Source organism: Rhodococcus sp. 06-1474-1B (genome assembly GCF_002258885.1).
Taxonomy (GTDB): Bacteria; Actinomycetota; Actinomycetes; order Mycobacteriales; family Mycobacteriaceae; genus Rhodococcoides; species Rhodococcoides fascians.
Map to the genome: position 1 here is coordinate 583,865 of NZ_NOYR01000023.1, position 23,644 is coordinate 607,508.

General features: G+C 65.7%; 21 protein-coding genes. 11 read left to right on the forward strand and 10 right to left on the reverse strand.

Annotated elements, in window-relative coordinates; translation table 11 throughout:
• Positions 1-13 precede the first annotated feature (13 nt).
• From rapZ to CH266_RS25180, 9 genes are all read left to right on the forward strand, one after another.
• Complete coding sequence (gene rapZ / locus CH266_RS12985) at positions 14-880, forward strand: RNase adapter RapZ (RefSeq protein WP_057474741.1); 867 nt, start codon at positions 14-16, stop codon at positions 878-880.
• Positions 877-1,905, forward strand: a complete 1,029-nt coding sequence (locus CH266_RS12990; RefSeq protein ID WP_094643181.1) for a gluconeogenesis factor YvcK family protein — start codon at positions 877-879, stop codon at positions 1,903-1,905. The genes rapZ and CH266_RS12990 overlap by 4 nt, the downstream gene beginning before the upstream one ends.
• Positions 1,896-2,879 (forward strand): DNA-binding protein WhiA, encoded by a 984-nt coding sequence (gene whiA, locus CH266_RS12995; RefSeq protein WP_027497005.1) that lies wholly within the window; start codon positions 1,896-1,898, stop codon positions 2,877-2,879. The genes CH266_RS12990 and whiA overlap by 10 nt, the downstream gene beginning before the upstream one ends.
• 121 nt (positions 2,880-3,000) lie before the next feature.
• The gene (gene gap, locus CH266_RS13000; protein WP_008716538.1) at positions 3,001-4,020 is read left to right on the forward strand and encodes a type I glyceraldehyde-3-phosphate dehydrogenase; all 1,020 of its coding nucleotides are present in this window, start codon (positions 3,001-3,003) and stop codon (positions 4,018-4,020) included.
• 5 nt (positions 4,021-4,025) lie between these two features.
• Complete coding sequence (locus tag CH266_RS13005; RefSeq protein WP_094643182.1) at positions 4,026-5,237, forward strand: phosphoglycerate kinase; 1,212 nt, start codon at positions 4,026-4,028, stop codon at positions 5,235-5,237.
• A gap of 3 nt (positions 5,238-5,240) precedes the next feature.
• The gene (gene tpiA / locus CH266_RS13010; protein ID WP_027497007.1) at positions 5,241-6,026 is read left to right on the forward strand and encodes a triose-phosphate isomerase; all 786 of its coding nucleotides are present in this window, start codon (positions 5,241-5,243) and stop codon (positions 6,024-6,026) included.
• Between the two features lie 119 nt (positions 6,027-6,145).
• The gene (secG, locus tag CH266_RS13015) at positions 6,146-6,379 is read left to right on the forward strand and encodes a preprotein translocase subunit SecG (RefSeq protein WP_027497008.1); all 234 of its coding nucleotides are present in this window, start codon (positions 6,146-6,148) and stop codon (positions 6,377-6,379) included.
• Between the two features lie 51 nt (positions 6,380-6,430).
• Positions 6,431-9,262: a phosphoenolpyruvate carboxylase gene (gene ppc, locus CH266_RS13020; RefSeq protein ID WP_032372464.1), complete on the forward strand. Its 2,832-nt coding sequence runs from the start codon at positions 6,431-6,433 to the stop codon at positions 9,260-9,262.
• A gap of 61 nt (positions 9,263-9,323) precedes the next feature.
• A complete protein-coding gene (locus tag CH266_RS25180) occupies positions 9,324-9,509 on the forward strand; it encodes a hypothetical protein (protein WP_139278435.1) in 186 nt (61 codons plus the stop codon).
• Between the two features lie 53 nt (positions 9,510-9,562).
• Here the strand turns inward: CH266_RS25180 and pgl are convergent, their stop codons facing one another.
• The 5 genes from pgl to tkt are packed head-to-tail and all read right to left on the reverse strand — an operon-like array spanning position 9,563 to position 15,991.
• Positions 9,563-10,306 carry a 6-phosphogluconolactonase gene (pgl, locus tag CH266_RS13025; protein WP_027497010.1) on the reverse strand — a complete coding sequence of 248 codons (744 nt, stop codon included), beginning with the start codon at positions 10,304-10,306 and terminating at the stop codon, positions 9,563-9,565.
• The gene (opcA, locus tag CH266_RS13030) at positions 10,299-11,207 is read right to left on the reverse strand and encodes a glucose-6-phosphate dehydrogenase assembly protein OpcA (protein ID WP_027497011.1); all 909 of its coding nucleotides are present in this window, start codon (positions 11,205-11,207) and stop codon (positions 10,299-10,301) included. The genes pgl and opcA overlap by 8 nt, the downstream gene beginning before the upstream one ends.
• The gene (zwf, locus tag CH266_RS13035) at positions 11,204-12,760 is read right to left on the reverse strand and encodes a glucose-6-phosphate dehydrogenase (protein ID WP_027497012.1); all 1,557 of its coding nucleotides are present in this window, start codon (positions 12,758-12,760) and stop codon (positions 11,204-11,206) included. Before zwf ends, opcA begins: the two co-directional genes overlap by 4 nt.
• A gap of 3 nt (positions 12,761-12,763) precedes the next feature.
• Entirely contained in the window at positions 12,764-13,888 is a 1,125-nt protein-coding gene (gene tal, locus CH266_RS13040) for a transaldolase (protein WP_027497013.1), read from the reverse strand.
• Positions 13,889-13,891: 3 nt separating this feature from the next.
• The gene (gene tkt, locus CH266_RS13045) at positions 13,892-15,991 is read right to left on the reverse strand and encodes a transketolase (protein ID WP_032372782.1); all 2,100 of its coding nucleotides are present in this window, start codon (positions 15,989-15,991) and stop codon (positions 13,892-13,894) included.
• Between the two features lie 444 nt (positions 15,992-16,435).
• On the opposite strand from tkt, the gene CH266_RS13050 reads away from it, so the two are divergent.
• On the forward strand, positions 16,436-17,440 hold the full coding sequence (locus CH266_RS13050) for a heme o synthase (protein ID WP_027497015.1): 1,005 nt from the start codon (positions 16,436-16,438) through the stop codon (positions 17,438-17,440).
• A 28-nt stretch (positions 17,441-17,468) separates the two neighbouring features.
• On the opposite strand, the gene CH266_RS13055 is transcribed toward CH266_RS13050, so the two are convergent.
• On the reverse strand, positions 17,469-18,434 hold the full coding sequence (locus CH266_RS13055) for a quinone oxidoreductase family protein (protein WP_094715392.1): 966 nt from the start codon (positions 18,432-18,434) through the stop codon (positions 17,469-17,471).
• A gap of 135 nt (positions 18,435-18,569) precedes the next feature.
• Here CH266_RS13055 and CH266_RS13060 point away from each other — a divergent pair, with 135 nt between their 5' ends.
• The gene (locus tag CH266_RS13060) at positions 18,570-18,944 is read left to right on the forward strand and encodes a hypothetical protein (RefSeq protein WP_027497017.1); all 375 of its coding nucleotides are present in this window, start codon (positions 18,570-18,572) and stop codon (positions 18,942-18,944) included.
• 190 nt (positions 18,945-19,134) lie between these two features.
• Here the strand turns inward: CH266_RS13060 and CH266_RS13065 are convergent, their stop codons facing one another.
• From CH266_RS13065 to mptB, 4 genes are all read right to left on the reverse strand, one after another.
• A complete protein-coding gene (locus tag CH266_RS13065; RefSeq protein ID WP_255175899.1) occupies positions 19,135-20,139 on the reverse strand; it encodes a COX15/CtaA family protein in 1,005 nt (334 codons plus the stop codon).
• Between the two features lie 67 nt (positions 20,140-20,206).
• On the reverse strand, positions 20,207-21,007 hold the full coding sequence (locus CH266_RS13070) for an ABC transporter permease (protein ID WP_027497018.1): 801 nt from the start codon (positions 21,005-21,007) through the stop codon (positions 20,207-20,209).
• Positions 21,004-21,948 carry an ABC transporter ATP-binding protein gene (locus CH266_RS13075; protein WP_032372458.1) on the reverse strand — a complete coding sequence of 315 codons (945 nt, stop codon included), beginning with the start codon at positions 21,946-21,948 and terminating at the stop codon, positions 21,004-21,006. The genes CH266_RS13070 and CH266_RS13075 overlap by 4 nt, the downstream gene beginning before the upstream one ends.
• Positions 21,945-23,603 (reverse strand): polyprenol phosphomannose-dependent alpha 1,6 mannosyltransferase MptB, encoded by a 1,659-nt coding sequence (gene mptB / locus CH266_RS13080; protein WP_205912936.1) that lies wholly within the window; start codon positions 23,601-23,603, stop codon positions 21,945-21,947. Before mptB ends, CH266_RS13075 begins: the two co-directional genes overlap by 4 nt.
• Positions 23,604-23,644 lie beyond the last annotated feature (41 nt).

The window sequence follows — 23,644 nt, forward strand, 5'->3', positions numbered from 1 at the left end:
GCCGCACGACGGCATCGAAGTGGCGTTGGTCACGGGCGTGTCCGGCGCCGGGTTGCGCACGGCCGCCAAGATTCTCGAAGATCTGGGTTGGTACGTGGCCGACAACCTGCCGCCCGAGCTCATTTCCAAGATGGTCGATCTCGGGCTGGAGTCGCAGCCCCGTATCGAGCGTCTCGCCTTGGTGATGGACGTGCGCAGCCGCCTGTTCACCGGCGATCTGGGCTGGGTGGTCAAGGAACTCGACTCCAAGGGTGTGCGCAATCGCGTGCTGTTCCTGGATGCGTCCGACGCCGTGCTGGTCCAGCGGTTCGAATCGAATCGGCGCAGTCACCCGTTGCAGAACGACGGCCAGGACGGAACTCTGACCGAGGGGATCACGGCCGAGCGACTACGGCTCGCGCAGGTCAAGGCGGCCGCCGACCTGACCGTCGACACGACCTCGTTGTCGGTGCACCAGCTTCGGCGCAAGATCGAAACGGTCTTCGGGGCCTCCGACACTGTCGGCGTCGGCGTGACGGTCCAGTCCTTCGGCTTCAAGTACGGGCTACCGATGGATGCCGACCTGGTCTGCGACGTGCGTTTTCTGCCCAATCCCCATTGGGTGCCCGAACTGCGCGAACACACCGGTCAGGACGTGGATGTTCGCGACTACGTCCTCGGACAGAACGGGGCGCACGACTACCTGCAGACGTACACGCACCTGTTGAATCTGACCATCGAGGGATACGTGCGGGAAGGCAAGCGATACATGACGGTGGCCGTGGGCTGCACCGGAGGAAAACACCGAAGCGTCGCGATGACGGAGGCCCTGGCCGGTATTCTCGCCGAACAGGGGGACGTATCGGTCCGCGTCCTGCACCGTGATCTGGGCCGCGAATGAGCGATACTCCGCACCGTCCGGTATCGGGTTCGGGTCCCAAGATCGTCGCGCTGGGCGGCGGCCATGGTTTGTACGCGACGCTGTCGGCAGCTCGGCTGCTCAGCAGCGATGTCACTGCAGTCGTGACGGTCGCGGACGACGGCGGGTCCTCGGGTCGTCTGCGGGCAGAACTCGGCGTCATCCCGCCCGGCGATCTGCGGATGGCGCTGGCTGCCCTGGCGCGCTCGGACGCCAGGACCCAGCTGTGGACCGACGTCATTCAGCACCGATTCGGGGGCACCGGCGCCTTGGCCGGCCACTCGGTGGGCAATCTGGTTCTCGCCGGGCTCACCGAAGTACTCGGCGACCCGATAGCTGCCCTCGACGAGATGGTGCACATGCTCGGTATCGACGGACGAGTGCTGCCGATGTCACCGATTGCGCTCGACATCGAGGCCGATGTGTCCGGCCTCGAGGACGACCCACGCGTGAGTCGCGTCATTCGTGGTCAGGTCGCCGTCGCCACGACGCCCGGCAAGGTTCGACGCGTGCGGCTGTTGCCACCGGATCCGCCTGCGACGCCGGAGGCGCTGACCGCCATCGCCGCGGCGGACCTGGTCGTGCTCGGGCCAGGATCGTGGTTCTCGAGTGTCATTCCCCACGTTCTGGTGCCCGATCAGCTCGCTGCATTGGCGCGCACGAGTGCGCCCAAGGTGCTCGTACTCAACCTGGCACCGGAGCTGGGGGAGACCACCGGATTCTCCGCCGAGCGCCATGTCCACGTACTCTCCCAACACGCACCTGATTTGGGAATCGACCACGTGTTGGTCGATTCCGCCTCGGTCCCGGAGGGCAGCAACCGCGAGCACGTGGCGCGCGCCGCTGCCCGGCTCGGCGCTGGGGTCGTCTACGTCGACGTTGCCGAAACCGGCACTCACGCACATCATTACGGAAAGCTGGCTGCTGCTCTCGGAGCCATCGTGTCGTCCACCGACGGCTCGGCACCGACAGCGGCGCGCAGAGAGGGGATCACTTCGTGGCCATGACAGCGGAGGTCAAGGACGAGCTGAGCAGGCTCACCGTCAGTCAGGTCAGCTGCCGCAAGGCCGAGGTGTCCGCCCTGCTGCGTTTCGCCGGCGGGTTGCACATCGTCGCGGGTCGAGTGGTGGTGGAGGCCGAGGTGGATCTCGGCTCCATCGCACGGCGGCTGCGACGCGAGATCTTCGAGCTGTACGGCTACTCCTCGGATGTCCACATGCTCAGTGCCGGAGGCCTGCGCAAGACGTCTCGGTACGTGGTGCGCGTGGCCAAGGACGGTGAGGCTCTGGCCCGCCAGACCGGGCTGCTCGACCTCCGTGGACGTCCCGTGCGTGGCCTGCCCGCTCAGGTCGTGGGCGGCACGGTCGGCGACTCCGAGGCCGCGTGGCGCGGCGCGTTTCTCGCCCACGGCTCGCTCACCGAGCCGGGCCGGTCGTCCGCGCTCGAGATCAGCTGCCCCGGGCCCGAAGCGGCGCTCGCCCTCGTCGGTGCCGCTCGGCGCCTCGGCGTGGCAGCCAAGGCACGTGAGGTGCGCGGCACCGATCGAGTCGTCGTACGAGACGGCGAAGCAATCGGAGCGTTGCTCACGCGCATGGGCGCTCAGGACACCCGGTTGGTGTGGGAGGAGCGCCGGATGCGCCGCGAGGTGCGGGCCACCGCCAACCGTCTGGCCAACTTCGACGACGCCAACCTGCGCCGGTCCGCTCGGGCCGCGGTTGCGGCCGCCGCTCGCGTCGAGCGGGCTCTGCACATTCTGGGCGACGACGTACCCGATCATCTCGCTGCGGCAGGTTCGCTTCGGGTCCAGCACCGCCAGGCCTCGCTGGAGGAACTCGGTCAGTTGGCCGACCCGCCGATGACCAAGGACGCGGTGGCCGGTCGGATCCGGCGTCTGCTGTCCATGGCCGATCGGAAAGCGAAGGAGACCGGGATACCCGACACCGAGTCGGCGGTCACCGCGGAGCTGCTCGACGAGGCGTAGAGCGCCTCGATCGAGTGATGCGCGCGCTCCGCCGGAGCGCACACTAGGGTAGGAACCGCGTGTGGCACCCCGCATGCAGGCACGACCAGACATCTGTTTTCACAACTTTTAGGAGCGAACAGTGACGATCCGGGTAGGCGTCAACGGCTTCGGCCGCATCGGGCGTAACTTCTTCAGGGCTGTCGACGCGCAGAAGGCGCTCGGTACCACCGACATCGAAATCGTTGCTGTCAACGACCTGACCGACAACGCATCGCTCGCACACCTGCTCAAGTACGACTCGATCCTGGGCCGCTTGCCGCACGACGTCTCGCTCGAAGGCGAAGACACCATCGTCGTCGGCGGCCAGAAGATCAAGGCTCTGTCGCTGCGTGAGGGACCGTCCGCACTTCCGTGGGGTGACCTGGGTGTCGACGTCGTCGTCGAGTCCACCGGCATCTTCACCGACGCTGCGAAGGCTCAGGGTCACATCGACGCCGGTGCCAAGAAGGTCATCATCTCCGCGCCCGCCAAGGGCGAGGACATCACCATCGTCATGGGCGTCAACGACGACAAGTACGACGGCAGCCAGAACATCATCTCCAACGCGTCGTGCACCACCAACTGCCTCGGCCCCATCGCCAAGGTTCTCGACGACGAGTTCGGCATCGTCTCGGGTCTCATGACGACCATTCACGCGTACACGCAGGATCAGAACCTGCAGGACGGCCCGCACAGCGATCTGCGTCGTGCACGTGCCGCAGCTCTGAATGTCGTCCCCACCGGTACCGGTGCAGCCAAGGCCATCGGCCTGGTTCTCCCGCAGCTGCTCGGCAAGCTCGACGGCTACGCACTTCGGGTGCCGATCCCCACCGGCTCTGTCACCGACCTGACCGCTCTGCTGAAGAAGAAGGCCAGCGCCGAGGACATCAACGCCGCGATGAAGGCTGCCGCGGAGGGCCCGCTGAAGGGCATCCTGAAGTACAACACCGATCCCATCGTGTCCTCGGACATCGTCACCGATCCGCACTCGTCGATCTTCGACGCGCCGCTGACCAAGGTCATCGACGACCAGGTGAAGATCGTCTCCTGGTACGACAACGAGTGGGGCTACTCCAACCGCCTCGCCGACCTCATCGGTCTCGTCGGCAAGTCCCTCTGACACCGATGGCTGTCAAGACACTGCAGGATCTGCTCGATGCCGGTGTCGAAGGACGTGGCGTCCTCGTGCGATCGGACTTCAACGTCCCGCTCGAGGACGGCACGATCACCGACCCCGGCCGCATCCAGGCGTCGATTCCGACCCTTCGTGCACTGGTCGAAGCCGGAGCGAAGGTCATCGTCACCGCTCACCTCGGTCGCCCCGACGGCAAGCCCGATGCGAAGTACAGTCTGGCTCCGGTCGCTGCCAAGCTCGGCGAACTGCTCGGCCGGCACGTCCAGCTCGCGGGAGACGTTGTGGGTCAGGACGCCGAGGCACGCGCCGAGGGCCTGACCGACGGCGACGTACTGCTGCTCGAGAACATCCGCTTCGATTCGCGTGAGACCAGCAAGGACGAGTCCGAGCGAGCCGCACTGGCTCGCGAGCTCGTTGCTCTCGCCGGCGACGATGCGGCATTCGTCTCCGACGGATTCGGCGTCGTGCACCGCAAGCAGGCGTCGGTCTACGACGTGGCGCAGCTGCTTCCGCATTACGCGGGCACACTCGTCGCGGCCGAGGTCGAGGTGTTGGCCAAGCTGACCGAGGATGCGGCTCGTCCGTACGCGGTGGTGCTCGGCGGCTCCAAGGTCTCGGACAAGCTCGGCGTCATCGAGGCGTTGGCTCCCAAGGTCGACACCCTCGTCATCGGCGGCGGCATGGCGTTCACTTTCCTTGCGGCGCAGGGCTATTCGGTCGGTAACTCGCTGCTTCAGGAGGATCAGATCGGGGTCTGCAAGGACCTGCTCGAGCGCTTCGGCGACGTGATCCACCTTCCGGTCGACATCGTCGTAGGAGACAAGTTCGCGGCCGACGCCGAGTCGAAGACCGTGAAGGCGTCCGAAATTCCGGACGGCTGGATGGGTCTGGACATCGGACCGGACTCGGTCAGTCGTTTCGCCGTCGTGCTGTCCAATGCGAAGACGATCTTCTGGAACGGACCTGCAGGCGTCTTCGAGTTCGACAAGTTCTCGGCCGGTACCAAGGGCATCGCAGAGGCGATCATCGGAGCCACCGAGAAGGGCGCGTTCAGCGTGGTCGGTGGTGGTGATTCCGCGGCTGCGGTACGCACCCTCGGGCTGCCCGACGACGGCTTCTCGCACATCTCCACCGGTGGCGGTGCATCCCTCGAATACCTCGAGGGCAAGCAGCTGCCCGGTCTATCCGTCCTGGAGGCGTAACGCATGGCACGTAAGCCGCTCATCGCGGGCAACTGGAAGATGAACCTCAACCACCTCGAGGCCATCTCGCTTGTGCAGAAGATCGCCTTCTCGCTGCCCGAGAAGTACTTCGACAAGGTGGACGTCACGGTCATTCCGCCGTTCACCGACATCCGCAGCGTCCAGACGCTGATCGAAGGCGACAAGCTCCTGCTCACCTATGGTGCGCAGGACGTCTCCGCCGAGGACAGCGGCGCATTCACGGGCGAGATCAGCGGGTCGATGCTGGCCAAGCTGGGATGCACCTTCGTCGTGGTCGGCCACTCCGAGCGACGCACGTTGCACAGCGAGGACGACGCCGTCGTTCTGGCGAAGACGAAGGCTGCCTTGAAGAACGGGCTCACACCGATCGTGTGCATCGGCGAGGGTCTGAACATCCGTGAGGCCGGTGAGCACGTGGCCTACAACGTGGCTCAGCTCCGCGGTTCGCTCGATGGCCTCTCGGCCGACGACATCGCCAAGGTCGTCATCGCCTACGAGCCGGTATGGGCCATCGGCACGGGACGCGTGGCCTCGGCGTCGGACGCTCAGGAAGTGTGCGGTGCCATTCGGGAGGAATTGAAGGAATTGGCGTCGGCCGAGGTCGCCGCGGGCGTCCGCGTGCTGTACGGCGGTTCGGTCAACGCCAAGAACGTCGGCGAGATCGTCGGCCAGCCCGACGTCGACGGCGCGCTGGTCGGTGGCGCTTCGCTCAAGGCGGACGAGTTCGCCACATTGTCGGCCATCGCCGCAGGGGGACCGTTGCCCTGATCGGCCATCGTCACCGCTGCACAGAACTGGTTTCGGACACCTCGCTTCGGCGGGGTGTCCGAAGTCGTTCGTGGGGCCAGGTAGGCTGCTGAGGGCATCGAATCGAGTTTGAGGTGGACATGGATCTGTTTCTGGATATTCTGCTGGTCATCACCAGCCTGGCGCTGATCTTGCTGATCCTGCTGCATCGCGGCAAGGGTGGCGGTCTGTCCAGCCTGTTCGGTGGCGGCGTGCAGTCCAGCCTGTCCGGCTCCACGGTCGTCGAGAAGAACCTCGACCGCCTCACCGTATTCACCGGCCTCATCTGGCTCATCGCGATCCTCGGGATCGGTCTCGAGATCAAGTACACCTGATCCGTCCCGGCTCCGAGTGCGAGTTGACGGCCGAGCGACGATACTGGGGGGATGAGCGAATCCTCTTACGAGTCAGTCGGTTCCCCGGCATTCGTCACACCGACAGCTCGCGGGCGAGAGTTGACCGAGCCACTGCGGGAGGACATCCGCTATCTCGGCGGCATCCTCGGTGAGATCATTCGGGAACACGAGGGCGACGAGGTCTTCGAGCTCATCGAGTCCGCGCGAGTGGAATCCTTCGCGGTGCGCCGCTCGGAGATCGAACGCGACGACTCTGTCGGCCGGTACACCGATGTCGAAGTGGCTCAAGCTGTTCCGTTGATCCGCGCGTTCAGCCACTTTTCGTTGCTGGCGAACCTGGCCGAGGATCTTCACCGTGAGCGCCGGAGAGCCATTCATCTGGACAACGGAGACCCGCCGCAGGACAGCAGCCTGGACGCCACGTGGTCGAAGATCGACGCCGCCGCTCCGTCGCGCGAGCAGGTCGCCGCCGCGCTGACCGACGCGTTGGTGGCCCCGGTCATCACCGCGCACCCCACCGAAACGCGTCGTCGAACGGTGTTCGACGTCCAATCGAAGATCACCGCACTGATGCGTCGGCGCGAGGTCGCGTCGGCTGCCCCGGAGGGCAAAGCCGCCGGAGCCGCCAAGGAATTGGCCGTGATCGACGTGCAGATTCGCCGGCAGGTGCTGACGCTGTGGGAAACCGCCCTGATTCGGCTGTCGCGATTGCGCATCCAAGACGAGATCGAAGTGGGTCTCCGATACTTCGAGTCCTCGCTGTTCGATGTCATGCCCGCCCTCAATGCCGATGTCCGCGCGGCGCTGCGAGCGCGATGGCCGGAGGACGACCTGCTGCCGCGGCCGATACTTCGGCCGGGGTCGTGGATCGGAGGAGACCGCGACGGTAACCCGAACGTCACCGGCGAGGTGGTGCACACGGCCACTCATCAGGCCGGTTACGTGGCGTTCGAGCACTACCTCGACGAACTGGTTGCGTTGGAGAAAGAGTTGTCGATGTCCGCGCGGCTCGTCGCGGTCACCGAGGAACTGGAGGCTCTGGCCGAGGCGTCTGCGGAACCGGACGACCGCCGGGCCGACGAACCGTACCGTGTTGCCGTTGTCGGTATCCGGGCCCGGCTGACAGCAACGGCACGGGCGGTGCTCGACGCGGTTCCGGTGTCCGGAATCGATCTCGGTGCCAACCCGTATGCGAGCCCGCAGGAAGTCCTCGACGATCTCGACACTCTGGACCGCGCGCTCCGGGCCGACGGAGACGGTCTGATCGCCGACGATCGGCTGCTTCGACTGCGGCAATCGGTCGAGACGTTCGGATTTCATCTCCAGGCTCTGGACATGCGGCAGAACTCCGAGACCCACGAGGAAGTGGTCGCGGAGCTGTTGGCCTGGGCCGGGGTTCATCAGGACTACCGGTCTCTCGACGAGGACGAGCGCGTGTCGGTGCTGTCCCACGAACTCGCCACTCGGCGTCCCTTGATCGGGCCCACCGCGCAACTTAGTGACCTCGCTGCGAAGGAACTGGGCATCGTCAAGGCGGCCAAGGAGGCCATCGACCACCTGGGCCCGGACACCGTTCAGAACTACATCATCAGCATGTGTCAGTCCGTCAGTGACATGCTCGAGGCGGCCCTGCTGCTCAAGGAAGCGGGGATCTTCGATCCCGGCGTCGACGGTTCGGCACCTACGTCGACGGTGGGTGTCGTGCCGCTCTTCGAGACGATCGAGGACCTGCAGCAGGGTGCCGCGACGCTGCTCGCCACTCTCGACGTTCCGATCTATCGAGCTCTCGTCGCCGGTCGAGGCATGAACCAGGAGGTCATGCTCGGTTACTCGGACTCGAACAAGGACGGTGGCTATCTCGCGGCCAACTGGGCGCTGTATCGGGCAGAACTCGACCTGCTCGAAGCGTCCCGTAAGACAGGAATTCGGTTGCGACTCTTCCACGGTCGCGGTGGCACCGTCGGGCGCGGCGGCGGCCCCAGTTACGACGCGATTCTGGCGCAACCGCCCGGCGTGGTGCAGGGATCGCTTCGTCTCACCGAGCAGGGCGAGATCATTGCAGCGAAGTACGCCGAACCGTCGATGGCGCGGCGCAACCTCGAATCGTTGGTCGCGGGCACACTCGAATCGACGCTGCTCGACCTCGAAGGATTGGGTGACGGCGCCGAGGCCGCCTACGACGTTCTGGACGATCTCGCGGCCAAAGCTCGGGCAGCGTACGGCCGGCTGGTGCACGAGGAGCCCGGGTTCGTCGAGTACTTCCGCACGTCCACGCCCGTTGCCGAGGTCGGCGAGTTGAACATCGGGTCGCGTCCGGCGTCGCGTAAGCCGACGAATTCCGTGTACGACCTGCGTGCTATCCCCTGGGTGATGTCGTGGAGTCAGTGCCGCGTCATGCTGCCCGGCTGGTACGGCACCGGATCGGCGTTCGAGGAGTGGGTCGGTGACGACGACTCCAAGCTGGAGGTACTCGCGGATCTGTATCGAAAGTGGCCGTTCTTCCGCACTGTGCTGTCCAACCTGGCGCAGGTCATGGCCAAGTCCGATCTGGGCATCGCCGCTCGGTATGCGGAACTCGTTCCCGACGCCGACCTCCGCGCACGCATCTTCGGCATGATCGAGGCCGAACACGCCACCACCGTTCGGATGTATCTGAAGATCACCGGTCACAGTCGACTGCTTGAGGACAACCCGGCGCTGGAGCGATCGGTACACAACCGGTTCCCGTACCTGGAACCTCTCAACCAGATGCAGGTCGAGATGTTGCGTCGATACCGCAACGGCGACGACGACGAACGGGTCAAACGAGGAATCCTGCTGACGATGAACGGCCTGGCCACGGCACTACGCAACAGCGGCTAGCACCGTACGTCTCGCTGCGCTGCCGCGGAACCGGTGGCCGACAGTCTGCGTCCAACCGGGTATGAGGACGTGCAGAAACACTCTCGACGCGTGGCGGGACGGGACGGCGTATCGGGTGATCGCTCGATCGCGGTATGCGGACTTCCGAGGCGGACTCGGTGACGACGGCGAGTCCATGCGTGGTTCGGACGGCAGTGCTTCGGACGGCGTCGGTTCGAACGACTACGGCGTCGATTCAGGGGAGTGAATCTCCTGAATCGACGCCGCAGTACGTCTGCTGTCAGCTGTGGCTCGAGCCGATCACCGGTCCAGCTGTGAGGCCGCTGCCTCGTCGACGAACCAGACCGTCGATTCCGCGCCGATGGCACCGGCCGACGGCCAGTCGTCGGACGCTGCTCCGCCGACGGCGGCGGCAACGGCCTCGGCCTTCCCTGCACCGGACACCAGCAACCACACGTGCTTCGCCCTCCGGACGGCGGGCAGGGTGAGTGTGATGCGTACCGGCGGCGGCTTGGGGGAGTCCTCGACGGCCACGACGAAGCGATGCTGTTCGCGCACCGCGTCGGTGTGCGGGAAGAGCGAGTTGATGTGGCCCTCGCCGCCCATACCCAACAGGTGGATGTCGAAGTCGGGGCATTGACCGTCGTCGGCCCGTGAGTGCAGCGTCTGTGCGTACGCCGCCGCAGCCGTTTCCGGGTCGGAGCCGTAGGCACCGTCCGACGTCGCCATCGTGAACAGTCGATCCGGGTGCACGTCCACGTGCTTCAGCAGCGCGTCCGATGCCTGGACCTCGTTGCGCTCGGGGTCGCCCGAGGGCAGAAAGCGCTCGTCACCGAAGTAGATATCCACCCGCGACCAGTCGATGGCCCCGGAATCCGCGCGCAATGCCTCGAGGAGGGCGATTCCTGTCCCGCCTCCGGTCAACACCACCGACGCGACACCGCGCTCGGCCTGCGCCGCGACGACAACGTCGACGAAGCGAGTGCGGGCGGCATCGACCAGCCCTTGTGCGTCGAGGTATCGGAGGACCGACTGATTACTCATAGCTCACTTTCGACAGACCGTGGAGGGCGAGTTCGTAGATTTCGTCCGTGTCGAGCCGCCGCAGTTCCTCGGCCAGGCACTCGCGGGTGTTGCGACGTGCCAGAGCAACCTGAGCGTCGGGCTGACCGGTACGCCGCAGTGTGGCGGTTTTTCCAGTCTGCGGACGGGTCAGCGAAATACTGCTGTTCTCCCTGGTCAGCTCGACCTTGAGCTCGCCGGCTCGCCGGTAGACCGGCACGTCGAGCTTCGCCGCCAACCAGCCGGCCAGAATGTCGAGTGCAGGCTCCTCTGCCAGTCCCGACACGGTGGCCGAGGTGACGGCCTCGAACGGTGCCTGATCGAGGGCAGTCGCCAGCAGGCCGCGCCAGTAGGTGATTCGGCTCCACGACAGATCCGTATCACCCTCGGTGTAGCTGCTCAGCCGTCCCTTGATCGCTGCGGTGGTATCCGACGAATTGGTGGCGTCGGTGATCCGCCTGATCGCCAACCGGCCCAGTGGATCCTTCGCCGGTACCGTCGGTGCCTCGTCCGGCCACCAGGCGACGATCGGCGTATCCGGCAGCAGGAACGGAATGACGACGCTGTGTTCGTGATCGGCGAGCTCGCCGTTCAGTCGTAGTACGACGACCTCGGACGCGCCGGCGTCTCCACCGACGCGGATCTGGGCGTCGAGACTCGACTCGGCGGACCGATCACCGTGGATGAGGACGATGACGCGACAGGGATGTTCCCGGCTCGCCTCGTTCGCGGCATCGATCGCCCGTTCGGCCTTGCTCGCATCACGGCTGGCGACGATCAAGGTCAGCACACGGCCGATGGTGACCGCGCCACCTGCTTCACGAACCTCGACGAGCTTCTTGCCGACCTCGGCCGTCGTGGTGGCGGGAATGTCGACAATCACGGCCTTCTCCATTCGCGTCCGGTGCGGTGCATCATCTCGTCACCCGAGGACGGACCCCAGGTGCCGGCCTCGTACGGTTCGGCGGTGCCGCCCGAGGCCCAGTACTCGAGAATCGGGTCGAGAATCTTCCACGACAGTTCCACTTCGGCGTTGACCGGGAACAGTGAGGGCTCACCCAGGAGTACGTCGAGTATCAGTCGCTCGTACGCCTCCGGAGATGACTCGGTGAACGCCTGGCCGTAGCTGAAGTCCATGCTGACGTCGCGCACCTGCATGCTGGACCCGGGAACTTTGGAACCGAAGCGCATCGTGACGCCCTCGTCCGGCTGGACTCGAATGACCAGTGCGTTCTGCCCCAGTTCCTCGGTCATGGTGGCGTCGAACGGCAGATGGGGGGCACGCTTGAACACCATTGCGATCTCGGTGACTCTGCGGCCCAACGCCTTTCCCGTACGCAGATAGAACGGAACTCCACCCCAGCGCCGAGTGTCGACCTCGAGGGTGATGGCGGCGTAGGTTTCGGTGTTCGACTCGGAGTCGAACCCCTCTTCCTCCTTGAGCCCCTTCACTTTCTGGCTGCCCTGCCACCCGGCGGAGTACTGCCCGCGGGCGGACGTGCGATCGAGCGGCTCGGCGAGCTTGGTCGCCGAGAGCACCTTGATCTTCTCGGACTGCAGCTCGGTGGGGTTGAAACTCACCGGCTCCTCCATCGCAGTGATCGCGAGCAACTGGAGGAGATGGTTCTGAATGACGTCGCGGGCTGCCCCGATTCCGTCGTAATAGCCTGCGCGGCCACCCAATCCGATGTCCTCGGCCATCGTGATCTGCACGTGGTCCACATAGTGCGCGTTCCAGATCGGATCGAACAACTGGTTGGCGAAGCGCAGCGCGAGAATGTTCTGCACCGTCTCCTTGCCCAGGTAGTGATCGATCCGAAAGACGGTGTCCTCGGGGAACACTCGGTTCACGATCGCGTTGAGCTCCTTGGCGCTCTGCAAATCGTGACCGAACGGCTTCTCGATGACGACGCGTCGCCAGTTGCCGTCCTGCGCCTGGGCCAGTCCGGAGCGTGAAAGTTGTTGCAGTACAACAGGGAACGCGCCGGGTGGGATCGAGAGGTAGAAGGCATGGTTGCCGCCGGTGCCGCGGGTGGTGTCCAGCTCGGTGAGAGTCCGCGACAACTCGTCGAACGCGGCATCGTCGTCGAACGAACCCTGAACGAACCGGAAGCCCTCGGCAAGGGTGTTCCACACCTCTTCGCTGAACGGAGTTCGAGCATGATCGCGTACCGAGTCGTGCACGATCTTCTCGAAATCCTGGTTCTGCCACTCACGGCGAGCGAAGCCGACCAGGGCGAAACCGGGGGGTAGGAGCCCCCGGTTCGCCAGGTCGTACACCGCAGGCATGAGCTTCTTACGCGCGAGGTCACCGGTCACCCCGAAGATGACCATGCTGCACGGCCCGGCGATGCGGGGGAGCCGCTTGTCTCGCGCGTCGCGAAGTGGATTACGCCAGTCCGCGGAATTCAGGTTTTCTGTGTCTGCGGTGGGCACAGGTCAGCTCTTCTGACCTGCTTGGCGGAGCTGCTCCTCGGTAGCTTCGAGCAGCTCGTTCCACGCAGCCTCGAACTTCTGGACGCCCTCGTTCTCCAACGTCAGGAAGACGTCGGTGAGGTCGATTCCCAGGGCGGAGATGCGGTCGAAGATCTCCTGCGACTCCGGTCCCTTACCCGAGACGGTGTCGCCGACGATCTCGCCGTGGTCTGCGACCGCGTCCATGGTCTTCTCCGGCATCGTGTTCACGGTGTTCGGAGAGACGAGCTCGGTGACGTACATGGTGTCCGGGTAGGCGTCGGACTTGACGCCCGTCGAAGCCCACAGTGGCCGCTGCGGACGTGCACCGTTGCCCGCGAGTTCGCGGAACCGAGGAGCCACCTCGAAGACCTGCTGGTACGCCACGTACGCGAGGCGCGCATTGGCCAGCGCGGCCTTGCCCTTGAGGGCCTCGGCGTCGGGGGTGCCGATGGCGTCCAGGCGGGAGTCGATCTCGCTGTCCACGCGGGACACGAAGAACGACGCCACGGAATGGATCTTGTCGAGGTCGTGACCGGCGGCGCGGGCGGCCTCGAGACCCTCGAGGTACGCGTTCATGACCAGCTCGTAGCGCTCGACGGAGAAGATCAGGGTCACGTTGACGCTGATTCCCTCACCGATCACCTTGGCAATGGCGGGGATGCCTTCTTCGGTTGCCGGAATCTTGATGAGGAGATTCGGACGGTCGACGATCTTCCAGAGTTCGACGGCCTGCTCGTACGTCTTGTCCGCGTCGTGCGCCATGCGGGGGTCGACCTCGATCGACACGCGGCCGTCGACGCCCGCGCTGGCCTCGTACTGCGGTACGAGGATGTCGCACGCCTCACGGACGTCGTCGGTGGTGACGGTGCGAATCGTGGTCTCGACATCGGCACCTTCGCCGGCGAGCTTGGTGACCTGCTCGTCGTAAGCATCGCCCTTGCTCAATGCGGCCTGGAAGATCGACGGGTTGGTCGTCACGCCGACGACGCTCTTGGTGTCGATCAGGTCCTTGAGGTTGCCCGACCGAATGCGGTCGCGGGACAGGTCGTCCAGCCAGACCGAAATTCCGGCGGCGGACAGCTCGGCAAGGTTTTTGTTCTGGGTCATGAGTTATCCCTTCACGTTGGTGATGGAGCGCTGCGCGGCCGCGACGACGGCGTCGGCCGTGAAGCCGAACTCGCGGAAAAGTGTTGCCGCATCGGCAGATTCGCCATAGTGCTCGAGCGAGATGATCTCGCCGAAACCGCCGACGATCTTCCACCACGGCATCGCGATGCCGGCCTCGATGGACACCCGCGCCTTGACGGTGGGCGGAATGACCTGGTCGCGGTAGTTCTGGTCCTGGCTCTCGAACCACTCGACACACGGCATCGACACCACGCGTGCCGCGATGCCCTGCGCCTCTAGCAGCTTCTGGGCCTCCACTGCGTACTGCAGTTCGGAACCGGTGCCGATCAGGACGACGTCAGGGCTGGCCTTCGACGATTCGGAGAGGATGTAGCCACCCTTCGAGACGCCCTCGAAGCTGGTGCCTTCCAGGATCGGGATGCCCTGACGCGTCAGCGCCAGGCCGACGGGCCCGCTGCTGCTCGACCTGGCGAGCACCGACTGCCAGGCGTAGGCCGTCTCGTTGGCGTCACCGGGGCGTACGACAGACAGGTTGGGAATCGCACGCAGGGCCGCGAGGTGCTCGACCGGCTGGTGCGTCGGGCCGTCCTCGCCGAGGCCGATGGAGTCGTGGGTCCATACGTAGATGGGATCGATGTCCATCAGCGACGCCAGGCGAACCGACGGCCGCATGTAGTCGCTGAACTGCATGAACGTTCCGCCGTACGCGCGGGTCGGACCGTGCATGACGATGCCCGACAGGATCGCACCCATGGCGTGCTCGCGGATACCGAAGTGCAGCGTGCGGCCGTAGGGCTCGGCGTCCCAGTCGTCGGTGGAGATCGACGTGGGGCCGAAGGACTTCGCACCCTTGATCGTGGTGTTGTTGCTGCCTGCGAGGTCGGCCGAGCCGCCCCACAGTTCCGGAAGAACGGGTCCGACGGCGTTGAGGACCTCGCCCGACGCCGCACGCGTGGCGACGGCCTTGCTGCCGGGCTCCCACGTGGGCAGCACGTCGGTCCAGTTCTCGGGCAGCGTGCCCTGCTGAAGACGGTCGAGCAACTGCTTGCGCTCGGGCTCACGGGCTGCCCAGGACTCGAACTGCGTCATCCACTCGTTGTGTGCGGCGCGGCCGCGTTCCTGGAGCTTGCGAGTGTGGCCGATGACCTCGTCGCTGACCTCGAACGTCTTGGCCGGGTCGAAGTCCAGGGCCTGCTTGACCTTCGCGACCTCGTCGTCGCCCAGCGCGGCACCGTGGACGGCACCGGTGTTCATCATCGTCGGAGCCGGGAACCCGATGATGGTCCGCAGCACGATGATCGACGGCTTGTCGGTGACGGCCTTGGCGGCCTCGATGGCGTCCTCGATCGCGGTGACGTTCTCGCCGCCCTCGACGACCTGTACGTGCCACCCGTAGGCCTCGTACCGCGCGGCGGTGTTCTCGGACAGGGCGATGTCGGTCGAGTGCTCGATCGAGATCTTGTTGTCGTCGTAGAACAGGATCAGGTTGCCGAGCTGCTGGGTGCCAGCGAGCGACGACGCCTCGGACGTGACGCCCTCTTCGATGTCGCCGTCGGAGGCGATCACGTAGATGAAGTGATCGAACGGGCTCTCGCCGAGCGCAGGTTCGGGATCGAACAGTCCGCGTTCACGGCGCGATGCCATTGCCATTCCCACAGCGGATGCCAGTCCCTGACCGAGAGGGCCGGTGGTGATCTCGACGCCGTCGGTGTGGCGGAACTCGGGGTGCCCCGGGGTCTTGGACTTGTAGGTCCGCAGTGCTTCGATGTCTGCGAGCTCGAGACCGAAACCGCCCAAGTAGAGCTGCAGGTACAGGGTCAGGCTCGAGTGACCGCACGACAGCACGAAACGGTCGCGGCCGATCCAATGGGTGTCGGTGGGGTCGTGGCGCATGGTGCGCTGGAAGAGGGTGTACGCGAGGGGAGCCAAGCTCATCGCGGTTCCGGGGTGGCCGTTGCCGACCTTCTGCACTGCGTCCGCTGCCAGGACACGAACGGTGTCGACCGCCCGGGTGTCCAGGTCCGTCCAGTCGCTGGGGTGGTGCGCCGTGGTGAGGACGTCAATATCGTCTGTGATCGACACGAGCAGAAATCTCCTGACATTCGTTCGAGTTGTGGCTCCGAGGATTCGTCGCTCGGCGGTAACTGCACAGCGCCTGCGTGAGGCGCGAACGTAGTCGATGCCGAAGGACGTCCCCCACCAGCCTAGTTCCGACCGACGCTACTGTCGTGCCTTCCCCCGTCGGAGCACGAACGTGTGTGGCGTCGCCGCATCGTTCTTCGGTTTGGGTGCCCTGCGAATTGGACGTGCAAACCCCGACGTCTACCATCGTCTGTAGTAGGCGCATGCTCGACGGCTCCCGGGGGCAATTTCCGAACCGGGACCATCCGCGTGCGCGTCGGTGGCCGAGGTCCTCGTGAGGCGGTTCTCCCAGGATCGGTCGGCCGCCAGGAACGAACCCGCGTGCCCGACGGCGCGTGGCAAGTGGCCGAGCGCCAGAGAACGACAGTCGTGCGAGGAGACGCAGTGCGAATTGGGCAGCAGCCGGGCGGACACGGTTTCGCCGGCGGCCCCGGATTCGGAGCAGACGACCAGGGCGACACCGAACACGCCGCGCCGGCGTCGGCGCCGCGCAGAGCGTGGGCTCTCTTCCTGGCCTATGTCGCGCTGACGAAGCCTCGGGTCATCGAACTACTTCTCGTCACGACCATTCCCGCGATGCTGCTGGCAGATCGCGGTCACGTGGACCCGTGGCTGATTCTCACCACTTTGTTCGGTGGAATGCTGGCCGCGGCGAGCGCGAACACCTTGAACATGGTGGTCGACGCAGACATCGACAAGGTGATGAAGCGCACCGAGAAGCGGCCGTTGGCCCGCGGCGCGATGCCTGTGTCGCACGCACTGGTGTTCGGTCTCGTCCTCGGAGTGTTCTCGTTCTTCTGGCTCTGGGCGACGACCAACCTCCTCAGCGGCGTGCTGGCCGTCGTCACGATCTGCTTCTACATCTTCGTCTACACCCTGGTGCTCAAGCGCCGAACTTCGCAGAACGTGGTGTGGGGCGGTGCCGCCGGCTGCATGCCGGTCATGATCGGCTGGTCCGCCGTCACCGGCACGATCGGCTGGCAGGCGCTGGTGATGTTCCTCGTCATCTTCCTGTGGACACCGCCGCACACGTGGGCCTTGATGCTTCGCTACAAGGAGGACTACCAGGCGGCCAACGTCCCGATGCTTCCTGCCGTCGCGTCGGAGACCAAGGTCACCAAGCACATCGTGCTCTACGCGTGGGCCACGGTTGCTGCGACGTTGGCACTGGCCCCGGGCTCCGGCGTCGTCTACGCGGTGATCGCGGTGGCATCGGGAATCTGGTTCCTCGTAGTGGCGCATCGCCTGTACGCAGGCGTGCGGGCTGGAACACCGGTCAAGCCTCTCAAACTGTTCATCCTGTCCAACGAATACCTGGCGCTGGTGTTCTGCGGCCTCGCCGTCGACTCTGTCCTCGGCTGGCAGACGCTCGCCCAGCTGGTCTCCTGAGCGAGCGCCTCCTCACATCTGGACCCGATCAGGGGACGAGAACGATCGAACCGGTCGTCTTACGTCCTTCCAGGTCCATATGTCCCTGCGCGACATCTTCGAGCTCGTAGCGAGCGCCGACCTCGACCGTCAGAGCGCCGCTCGACAACGCCTCGAACACATCGCCCGCACGCCATTCGAGCTCGGCCCGGTCCCGTATGTGATGCGCCAGCGTGGGTCTGGTCAGAAACACCGATCCGGCCCCGTTGAGCCGTTGTGGGTCGAACGGCGGTACCGGTCCGCTCGCAGCACCGAACAGGGCCAGCGTGCCTCTGATGCGCAGCGACGCCAGACTGGCCTCGAACGTGTCGGCTCCGACACCGTCGTAGACGGCATGGACGCCCTCGCCGCCGGTGAGCTCGCGAACCTGGGCCGCAATGTCGTCGTCGTACCGCAGTACGTGGGCGGCACCGGCCTGGGCCGACCGCTCTGCTTTGGCATCGGTGGACACCGTCGTGATGACCCGTACGCCCTTTCCGACCGCCATCTGGGTCAGCAGTAGTCCGACGCCTCCCGCGCCCGCGTGCACGAGGACCGTGTCGCCGCTGCGCGCCGGGTAGGTGGACTCGATCAGGTAGTGCGCAGTCATGCCCTGGAGCAGCGCCGACGCCGCCTGATCGGCCGGAACGCCGTCGGGAACGGATATGGCGGACGAGGCGTCCACGACGACGAACTCGGCATAGCTACCCGGCGCGGCCGCCCAGGCGATGCGGTCCCCAGGAGCGAACGCGGTGACGTCAGGGCCGGCCTCGTGGACAACTCCGGAACCCTCGTCGCCGGGGATGTAGGGCAGGGACCGTGGATACAGGCCGCGGCGGAAGTAGGTGTCGATGTAGTTGATCCCGATGGCGTCGACGCGCACGAGAACCTGCCCCGGTCCGGGCTCGGGAATGGGCACGTCCACGACGACCATGACCTCGGGTCCGCCGGTGTTGTCTACTCGAATGGCACGCATATCCCTGTTCTACACGGGAGCGATGTGAGTTCGAGAGCGGACGCACGCTTCCACGACGGGTGCGACAAGTTACCGATCAGTAGCGATTCGGCGGGCCGATGCCGCCACGGTGGACGACCTCGGTATCGTGTCTGCATGGCTACCGAAATCGACAGTGCGGGCAACGAGAAGGACACGTCCAACGAGGTTCCGAAGGGAACTCTCGCGGCTGTGAAGGCTTTTCTCGCCGATCACGGCAACTCGGCAAGTGTGGTGATCCAACCCATCGGTCGGGCCGGAACCCGGCTCACGCTGGTCGGCGCAGACGGAGTGCTCGGAGACCAGGTGGTTCCGTCCACAGCGGTCGCACACGCGATAGTCGCCAGGTTCGACGAACTGACCGAGGCGGAGTGGGACCGCGAGCTGGTCAGTTCGGTCAATCCGGCACCGGGCCATTACGAGAAGATGGCCGGCTGGGTCGCTCGGCAGAAGAAGTTCCCCAAGGCCCGCAACCAGGCCATCGTCGGGTAGGACGAGAGTCGCAAAGTTTTTTCGACTCGACGGGAACCGTCTCGCGGTCCTATGCGTCGAAATCAGTGGAGGGGCAGTCGGCCATCTGAGGGGGAGGTCGGCTGCCCCTCCACTGCGATTCGAAACTGCTGTGCTCGGACACGCGCGTGTCGAGCCGGCTGAGGAGCCGACACCCGAAGACTGCCGGGCCTCAGGACGCTGCGGCGACCCTGTCCACGTCGGCTTCCCGATCGGCAACCGCAGGCCCGCGTGTTCTGCACGATGCCCACAGCGCAGCCGTGGCAGCCGTGCAGGCACCGGCACCGGCAACGTGGAACGCGACGAGTACTGCGGGAACGCCCGTGAAGTACTGCACCAGGCCGATCAGGGACTGGGCCAGCACGATCGCCACCAGAACGTGCAGCCGCTGCTTGACGGCAGTCGGCGCTCCGACCGCGTACAGAGCGAAACCGAGCCCGACGAGCAGCGCGAGATACCCGACCAGGAATTGCGAGTGGGCGTGCACCAGCGTGACGATCTCGATGCCCAGGCGCGGTACCGGCTCGTCGATGCTCTTGTCGCCGGCGTGCGGGCCGGCACCGGTCACCATCGTCCCGGCGATCAGTACGCCGGTCAGCGCGACGCCGGACAGAGCAGTGAGCCCGCGTAGCGCGGCGGGGACGGTGGGCAACGACTTCGGCGCGGCGTCGGTTTCACCCACCTTGACGAACAGCAGGGTAGCCAGCCAGACCATTGCCATCGACACCACGAGGTGAATGGCCACTGTCCACCACAGCAGGCCGGTCAGCACGGTGACGCCACCGATGACGGCCTGCACGACGGTTCCCAGCGGCATGAACCACGCGAAGAGCAACACCTCGCGCCGCCGGGCCGCGCGAGTGACAGAGAGAACGACCGCCGCAGCGGCGATGACCACCACGAAGGTGAGCAGTCGATTGCCGAACTCGACTGCCTGATGCAGCACCGGAACCTCGGATACTCCGACCGGCGTGAAGCTTCCGGGGAAGCACTGTGGCCAGGTGGGGCACCCGAGCCCGGAGCCGGTCACTCGAACCACCGCACCGGTGACGGCTATGCCGCCCTGGGTGAGGATGGCGATGAATGCCAGCACCCGCTGTACCCGCAGCGAGGGCAGGGGCAGGTAGGCCACGAGGCGCAGGAACACGCCGTAGAGCTTCCGTAGGAGGTAGGGCACTCCACGATGGTAAACGCCGATCAACTACACAGCGTCGTTGGGTAGAGCGACCGGCGGAAAGCCTCGCTCAGGTGAATTTGAAGGTTCGGACCGCAAGAGTGCCGCAGACCGCAGCCCAGACGAGCAGCACGGCGATCCCGAAGAGGTCGAACGACGAGGCCACACCGCGGTTGAGCGCCTCGCCGAGTGCGCCGGACGGGACTATCCGTGCGACGTTCTGCAGGCCCTGCGGAATCTGGTCGTCGACGAACACCGCGCTGCCGATCCCGAGCATCACGAACCAGGCGACGTTGGCCAATGCCAACACGATCTCCGCCCGCAGGGTGCCGCCGAGTAGCAACCCCATCGAGGCGAACGTGACCGTCCCCAAAGCGATGACGACCGCTCCCAGCAGCAGACCTGCCGGACTCGGTCGCCAGCCGAGGGCGACGCCGATCGAGCCCAGCAGAACCGACTGCATGATCACCACGATCACGACGGCTACCGACTTGCCGCCGATGATTCCCCACCGTGGGAGAGGCGTGGCACCGAGTCTCTTGAGGGCGCCGTAGCGTCGATCGAACCCGACGGCGATCGCCTGTCCGGTGAATGCCGTCGACATGATGGCCACCATCATCACCGCCGGCACGACCCGCGCGACGCGGTCGTCGCCGAGCTCACCGAACGGCAGCAGAGTGAGTCCGATCAGCAGCGTGATCGGAATGAACATCGTCAACAGCAGCTGCTCACCGTTGCGCAGCAACAACTTCAGCTCGAGACGCGACTGCGCGAACAGCATCCGGGCGGCCGACGCCGGCTGTGGGCGCGGCGCGAACAGTCCTGTCTCGAAACGGTTGTCGGCGAGCCGGGCTTCTCTGCGCACCGTCACATCCTCAATTCTCTGCCGGTCAGTTCGAGGAAGACGTCCTCGAGCCGCCGCTGATCGACCTGCAACTCCGTCGCAAGCACGTTCTGTTGTGCGCACCAGGAGGTGACGACCACCAGGATCTGCGGCTCGATCACTCCGGTGACCACGTACGACCCCGGTGACGTCTCCGACGGTACGTAACCGGAGGGCAGGGCCGCGTCGAGCAGGGACAGATCGAGACCTGGGGGAGCGGAGAAGCGCAGCTGTCCCTCGGCTCCCTGCTTGGTGAGCTCGGACGGGGATCCGGAGGCGACGATGCGGCCGTTGTCGATGATCGTCAACCGATCCGCCAGCTGCTCGGCCTCGTCCATCAGATGTGTGGTCAGTAGAACGCCGACGCCGTCGCGTCGAAGTGCGTCGATCAATTCCCACACCAGCAGTCGGGCCTGGGCGTCGAGTCCGGCTGTCGGTTCGTCGAGAAACACCAACTCGGGGCGGCCGACGATGGCACAGGCCAACGCCAGTCGCTGCTGCTGGCCACCGGACAACCGCCGATAGGGTGTGCGGACCGCCGAGGTCAGGCCCAGACAGTCGAGCAGCCACGTCGTGTCGAGAGGGTCGGCCGAGTACGAGGCGACGAGCTCGAGCATTTCGCCTGCCTTGGACCCCGGGTAGGCACCGCCTCCCTGCAGCATGACGCCGATGCGGGGTCGGAGCTGGGCGGACTCGGCGATGGGGTCGAGGCCGAGAATTCTGACCGTGCCGCTGTCGGGTACGACGAAGCCTTCGCACATCTCGACGGTGGTGGTCTTTCCGGCACCGTTCGGGCCGAGCAGCGCGAGAACTTCACCCGCACCGATGCTCAGGCTCAGTCCGTCGACGGCGGTGGTGCCGTCGTAGGACTTGCGCACGTCGGTCAACTGCACGACAGGTTGCGCCGCATTCGACGTCCCGGAGATCACGAGGACTCAGCGTATTCGTCGGTGTGCCGCTCGGGTGCCGGTGGTCCGCTGCGCGTGGGCCACGGCAGCCGGTTCCGTGTCAGCAGATACAACACGACGATGGTCAGGATGGTCATCACCGCGGCCTGCACGATCTGGAACGGCTGGTATTCGCTGCCGTTCGGCATGAGGATCACGCTGACCAGGGACGAGAAGGCAATGGCGGGACGCCGGAAGGACGGAGTGGTGGCCCATGCGGCCAGCGGAATCACCGCCCACAGCAGGTACCAGGGCTGGACTACCGGGAACAGCAGAACCACTGCTCCCAGCGCCACCCCCAGCGCTCCCACCGAGTGCAGTCGGCCCCTCAGGACAGCAACAAGCATGCGGATGACAATGACGCCGGCGACGACGGCTGCGATCGGTCGAGTGAGACTCAACACAGCAGTGGTGTGATCGCCGAGCCCGAGCAGCACGCCGACGAATCCGGTAGCCAGGCCGAGAATCGTGGGAATCGACATCCAGCTGCGCACCACCCCCGCGGTACCCAGAGTGTGGATCCAACCGAATCCGAGTCCGCTACCCAGGCTCACGGCGACTTGGACGGCAACGGCGATCGTGCCGAGCAGCAGCGCAGCGTAGACGACCGATCTCAGAGTGCCGCCCCACCGTCTCGACAGCGCCATGCCGACGAACCCCAGCGCTATCAGCGACGGGATCTTGATCGTCGACGAGAGTGCGATCACACCCGCTCCGCCGACGAGGAACGCGATATCGGTGCTGCGCAACGCACCCGGGCGCTCGATCGCACGCAGCGCCAGTTCGGTACCCGCGAGCATGAGCCCGATCATCAGGGCCTCGTTGTGAATTCCGGCGACCAGGTGGAACAGCAACAGCGGATTCGCTGCACCGAGCCACAGTGCCGTGACCGACGCGACCCCGCAGCGGCGTGCGAGACGCGGCAGCGCCCAGACGATCAGCGCGACTCCCGCCAAGGCGAGCAGTCGGTGCAGGAAGATGCCGGCGACGATGTTCTCGCCGGTCAAGTACGTGATTCCGCGCCCCATCCACAGGAACAGCGGACCGTAGGGTGCCGGAGTCTCTCGCCAGATGTTGGGCACCGTCCGGGTCAGGACGTTGTCGGCCCCCAGTGCATCCACGGGGCCGATCTCGTAGGGGTCGAGACCGCGGGCCGTGATCTCGCTCTGGGCCAGGTAGGAGTAGACGTCGCGCGAGAACATCGGCGGTGCGACGCTCAGCGGCAGGATCCACAGCAGCAGAGTTCGGTCCATCTGCGATCTGGACAGGCGGCGAGGGGTCGCGCCCGATCGCGTCCGCCCCAGCGCGAACCTGCCGAGCAGTAGCCACGCGAGGACCACGACGACGGTTCCCGTCATGGTCACCGTCAGAGCCGACGTGGCCATGCGCGACGGCAGACTCAGTAATCGGACGCCCGCGATCGGGTTCTGCAGCACCGGCTGCGCACCCGCGCCGAGCGCGCCGATCGCCATCAGCAGCGCGCCCGCGGCTCCGAAACGGCGAATGTTCCGTAGCTGAACGGTCTCGGCGGGATCGAGACCGGGCGCCTCCGGCTCGTCGCCGTGCAACGTGGCGACACCGGCACCCGGTGGGGTCGGTTCCAGGCCGAACACGCGACGCGCAGGGGTGAGAATCATCCTGTGCAGCAACGTGCCGCGCGTGGATTCGGGGTTCTCGG

Excerpts from the sequence above, each read along its gene's own strand:
- CH266_RS12990 (WP_094643181.1), top strand. The coding sequence starts at position 877 with ATGAGCGATACTCCGCACCGTCCGGTATCGGGTTCGGGTCCCAAGATC.
- CH266_RS13005 (WP_094643182.1), top strand. The coding sequence starts at position 4,026 with ATGGCTGTCAAGACACTGCAGGATCTGCTCGATGCCGGTGTCGAAGGA.
- tpiA (WP_027497007.1), top strand. The coding sequence starts at position 5,241 with ATGGCACGTAAGCCGCTCATCGCGGGCAACTGGAAGATGAACCTCAAC.
- secG (WP_027497008.1), top strand. The coding sequence starts at position 6,146 with ATGGATCTGTTTCTGGATATTCTGCTGGTCATCACCAGCCTGGCGCTG.
- ppc (WP_032372464.1), top strand. The coding sequence starts at position 6,431 with ATGAGCGAATCCTCTTACGAGTCAGTCGGTTCCCCGGCATTCGTCACA.
- CH266_RS25180 (WP_139278435.1), top strand. The coding sequence starts at position 9,324 with ATGAGGACGTGCAGAAACACTCTCGACGCGTGGCGGGACGGGACGGCG.
- pgl (WP_027497010.1), bottom strand. The coding sequence starts at position 10,306 with ATGAGTAATCAGTCGGTCCTCCGATACCTCGACGCACAAGGGCTGGTC.
- tal (WP_027497013.1), bottom strand. The coding sequence starts at position 13,888 with ATGACCCAGAACAAAAACCTTGCCGAGCTGTCCGCCGCCGGAATTTCG.
- CH266_RS13055 (WP_094715392.1), bottom strand. The coding sequence starts at position 18,434 with ATGCGTGCCATTCGAGTAGACAACACCGGCGGACCCGAGGTCATGGTC.
- CH266_RS13060 (WP_027497017.1), top strand. The coding sequence starts at position 18,570 with ATGGCTACCGAAATCGACAGTGCGGGCAACGAGAAGGACACGTCCAAC.
- mptB (WP_205912936.1), bottom strand. The coding sequence starts at position 23,603 with ATGATTCTCACCCCTGCGCGTCGCGTGTTCGGCCTGGAACCGACCCCA.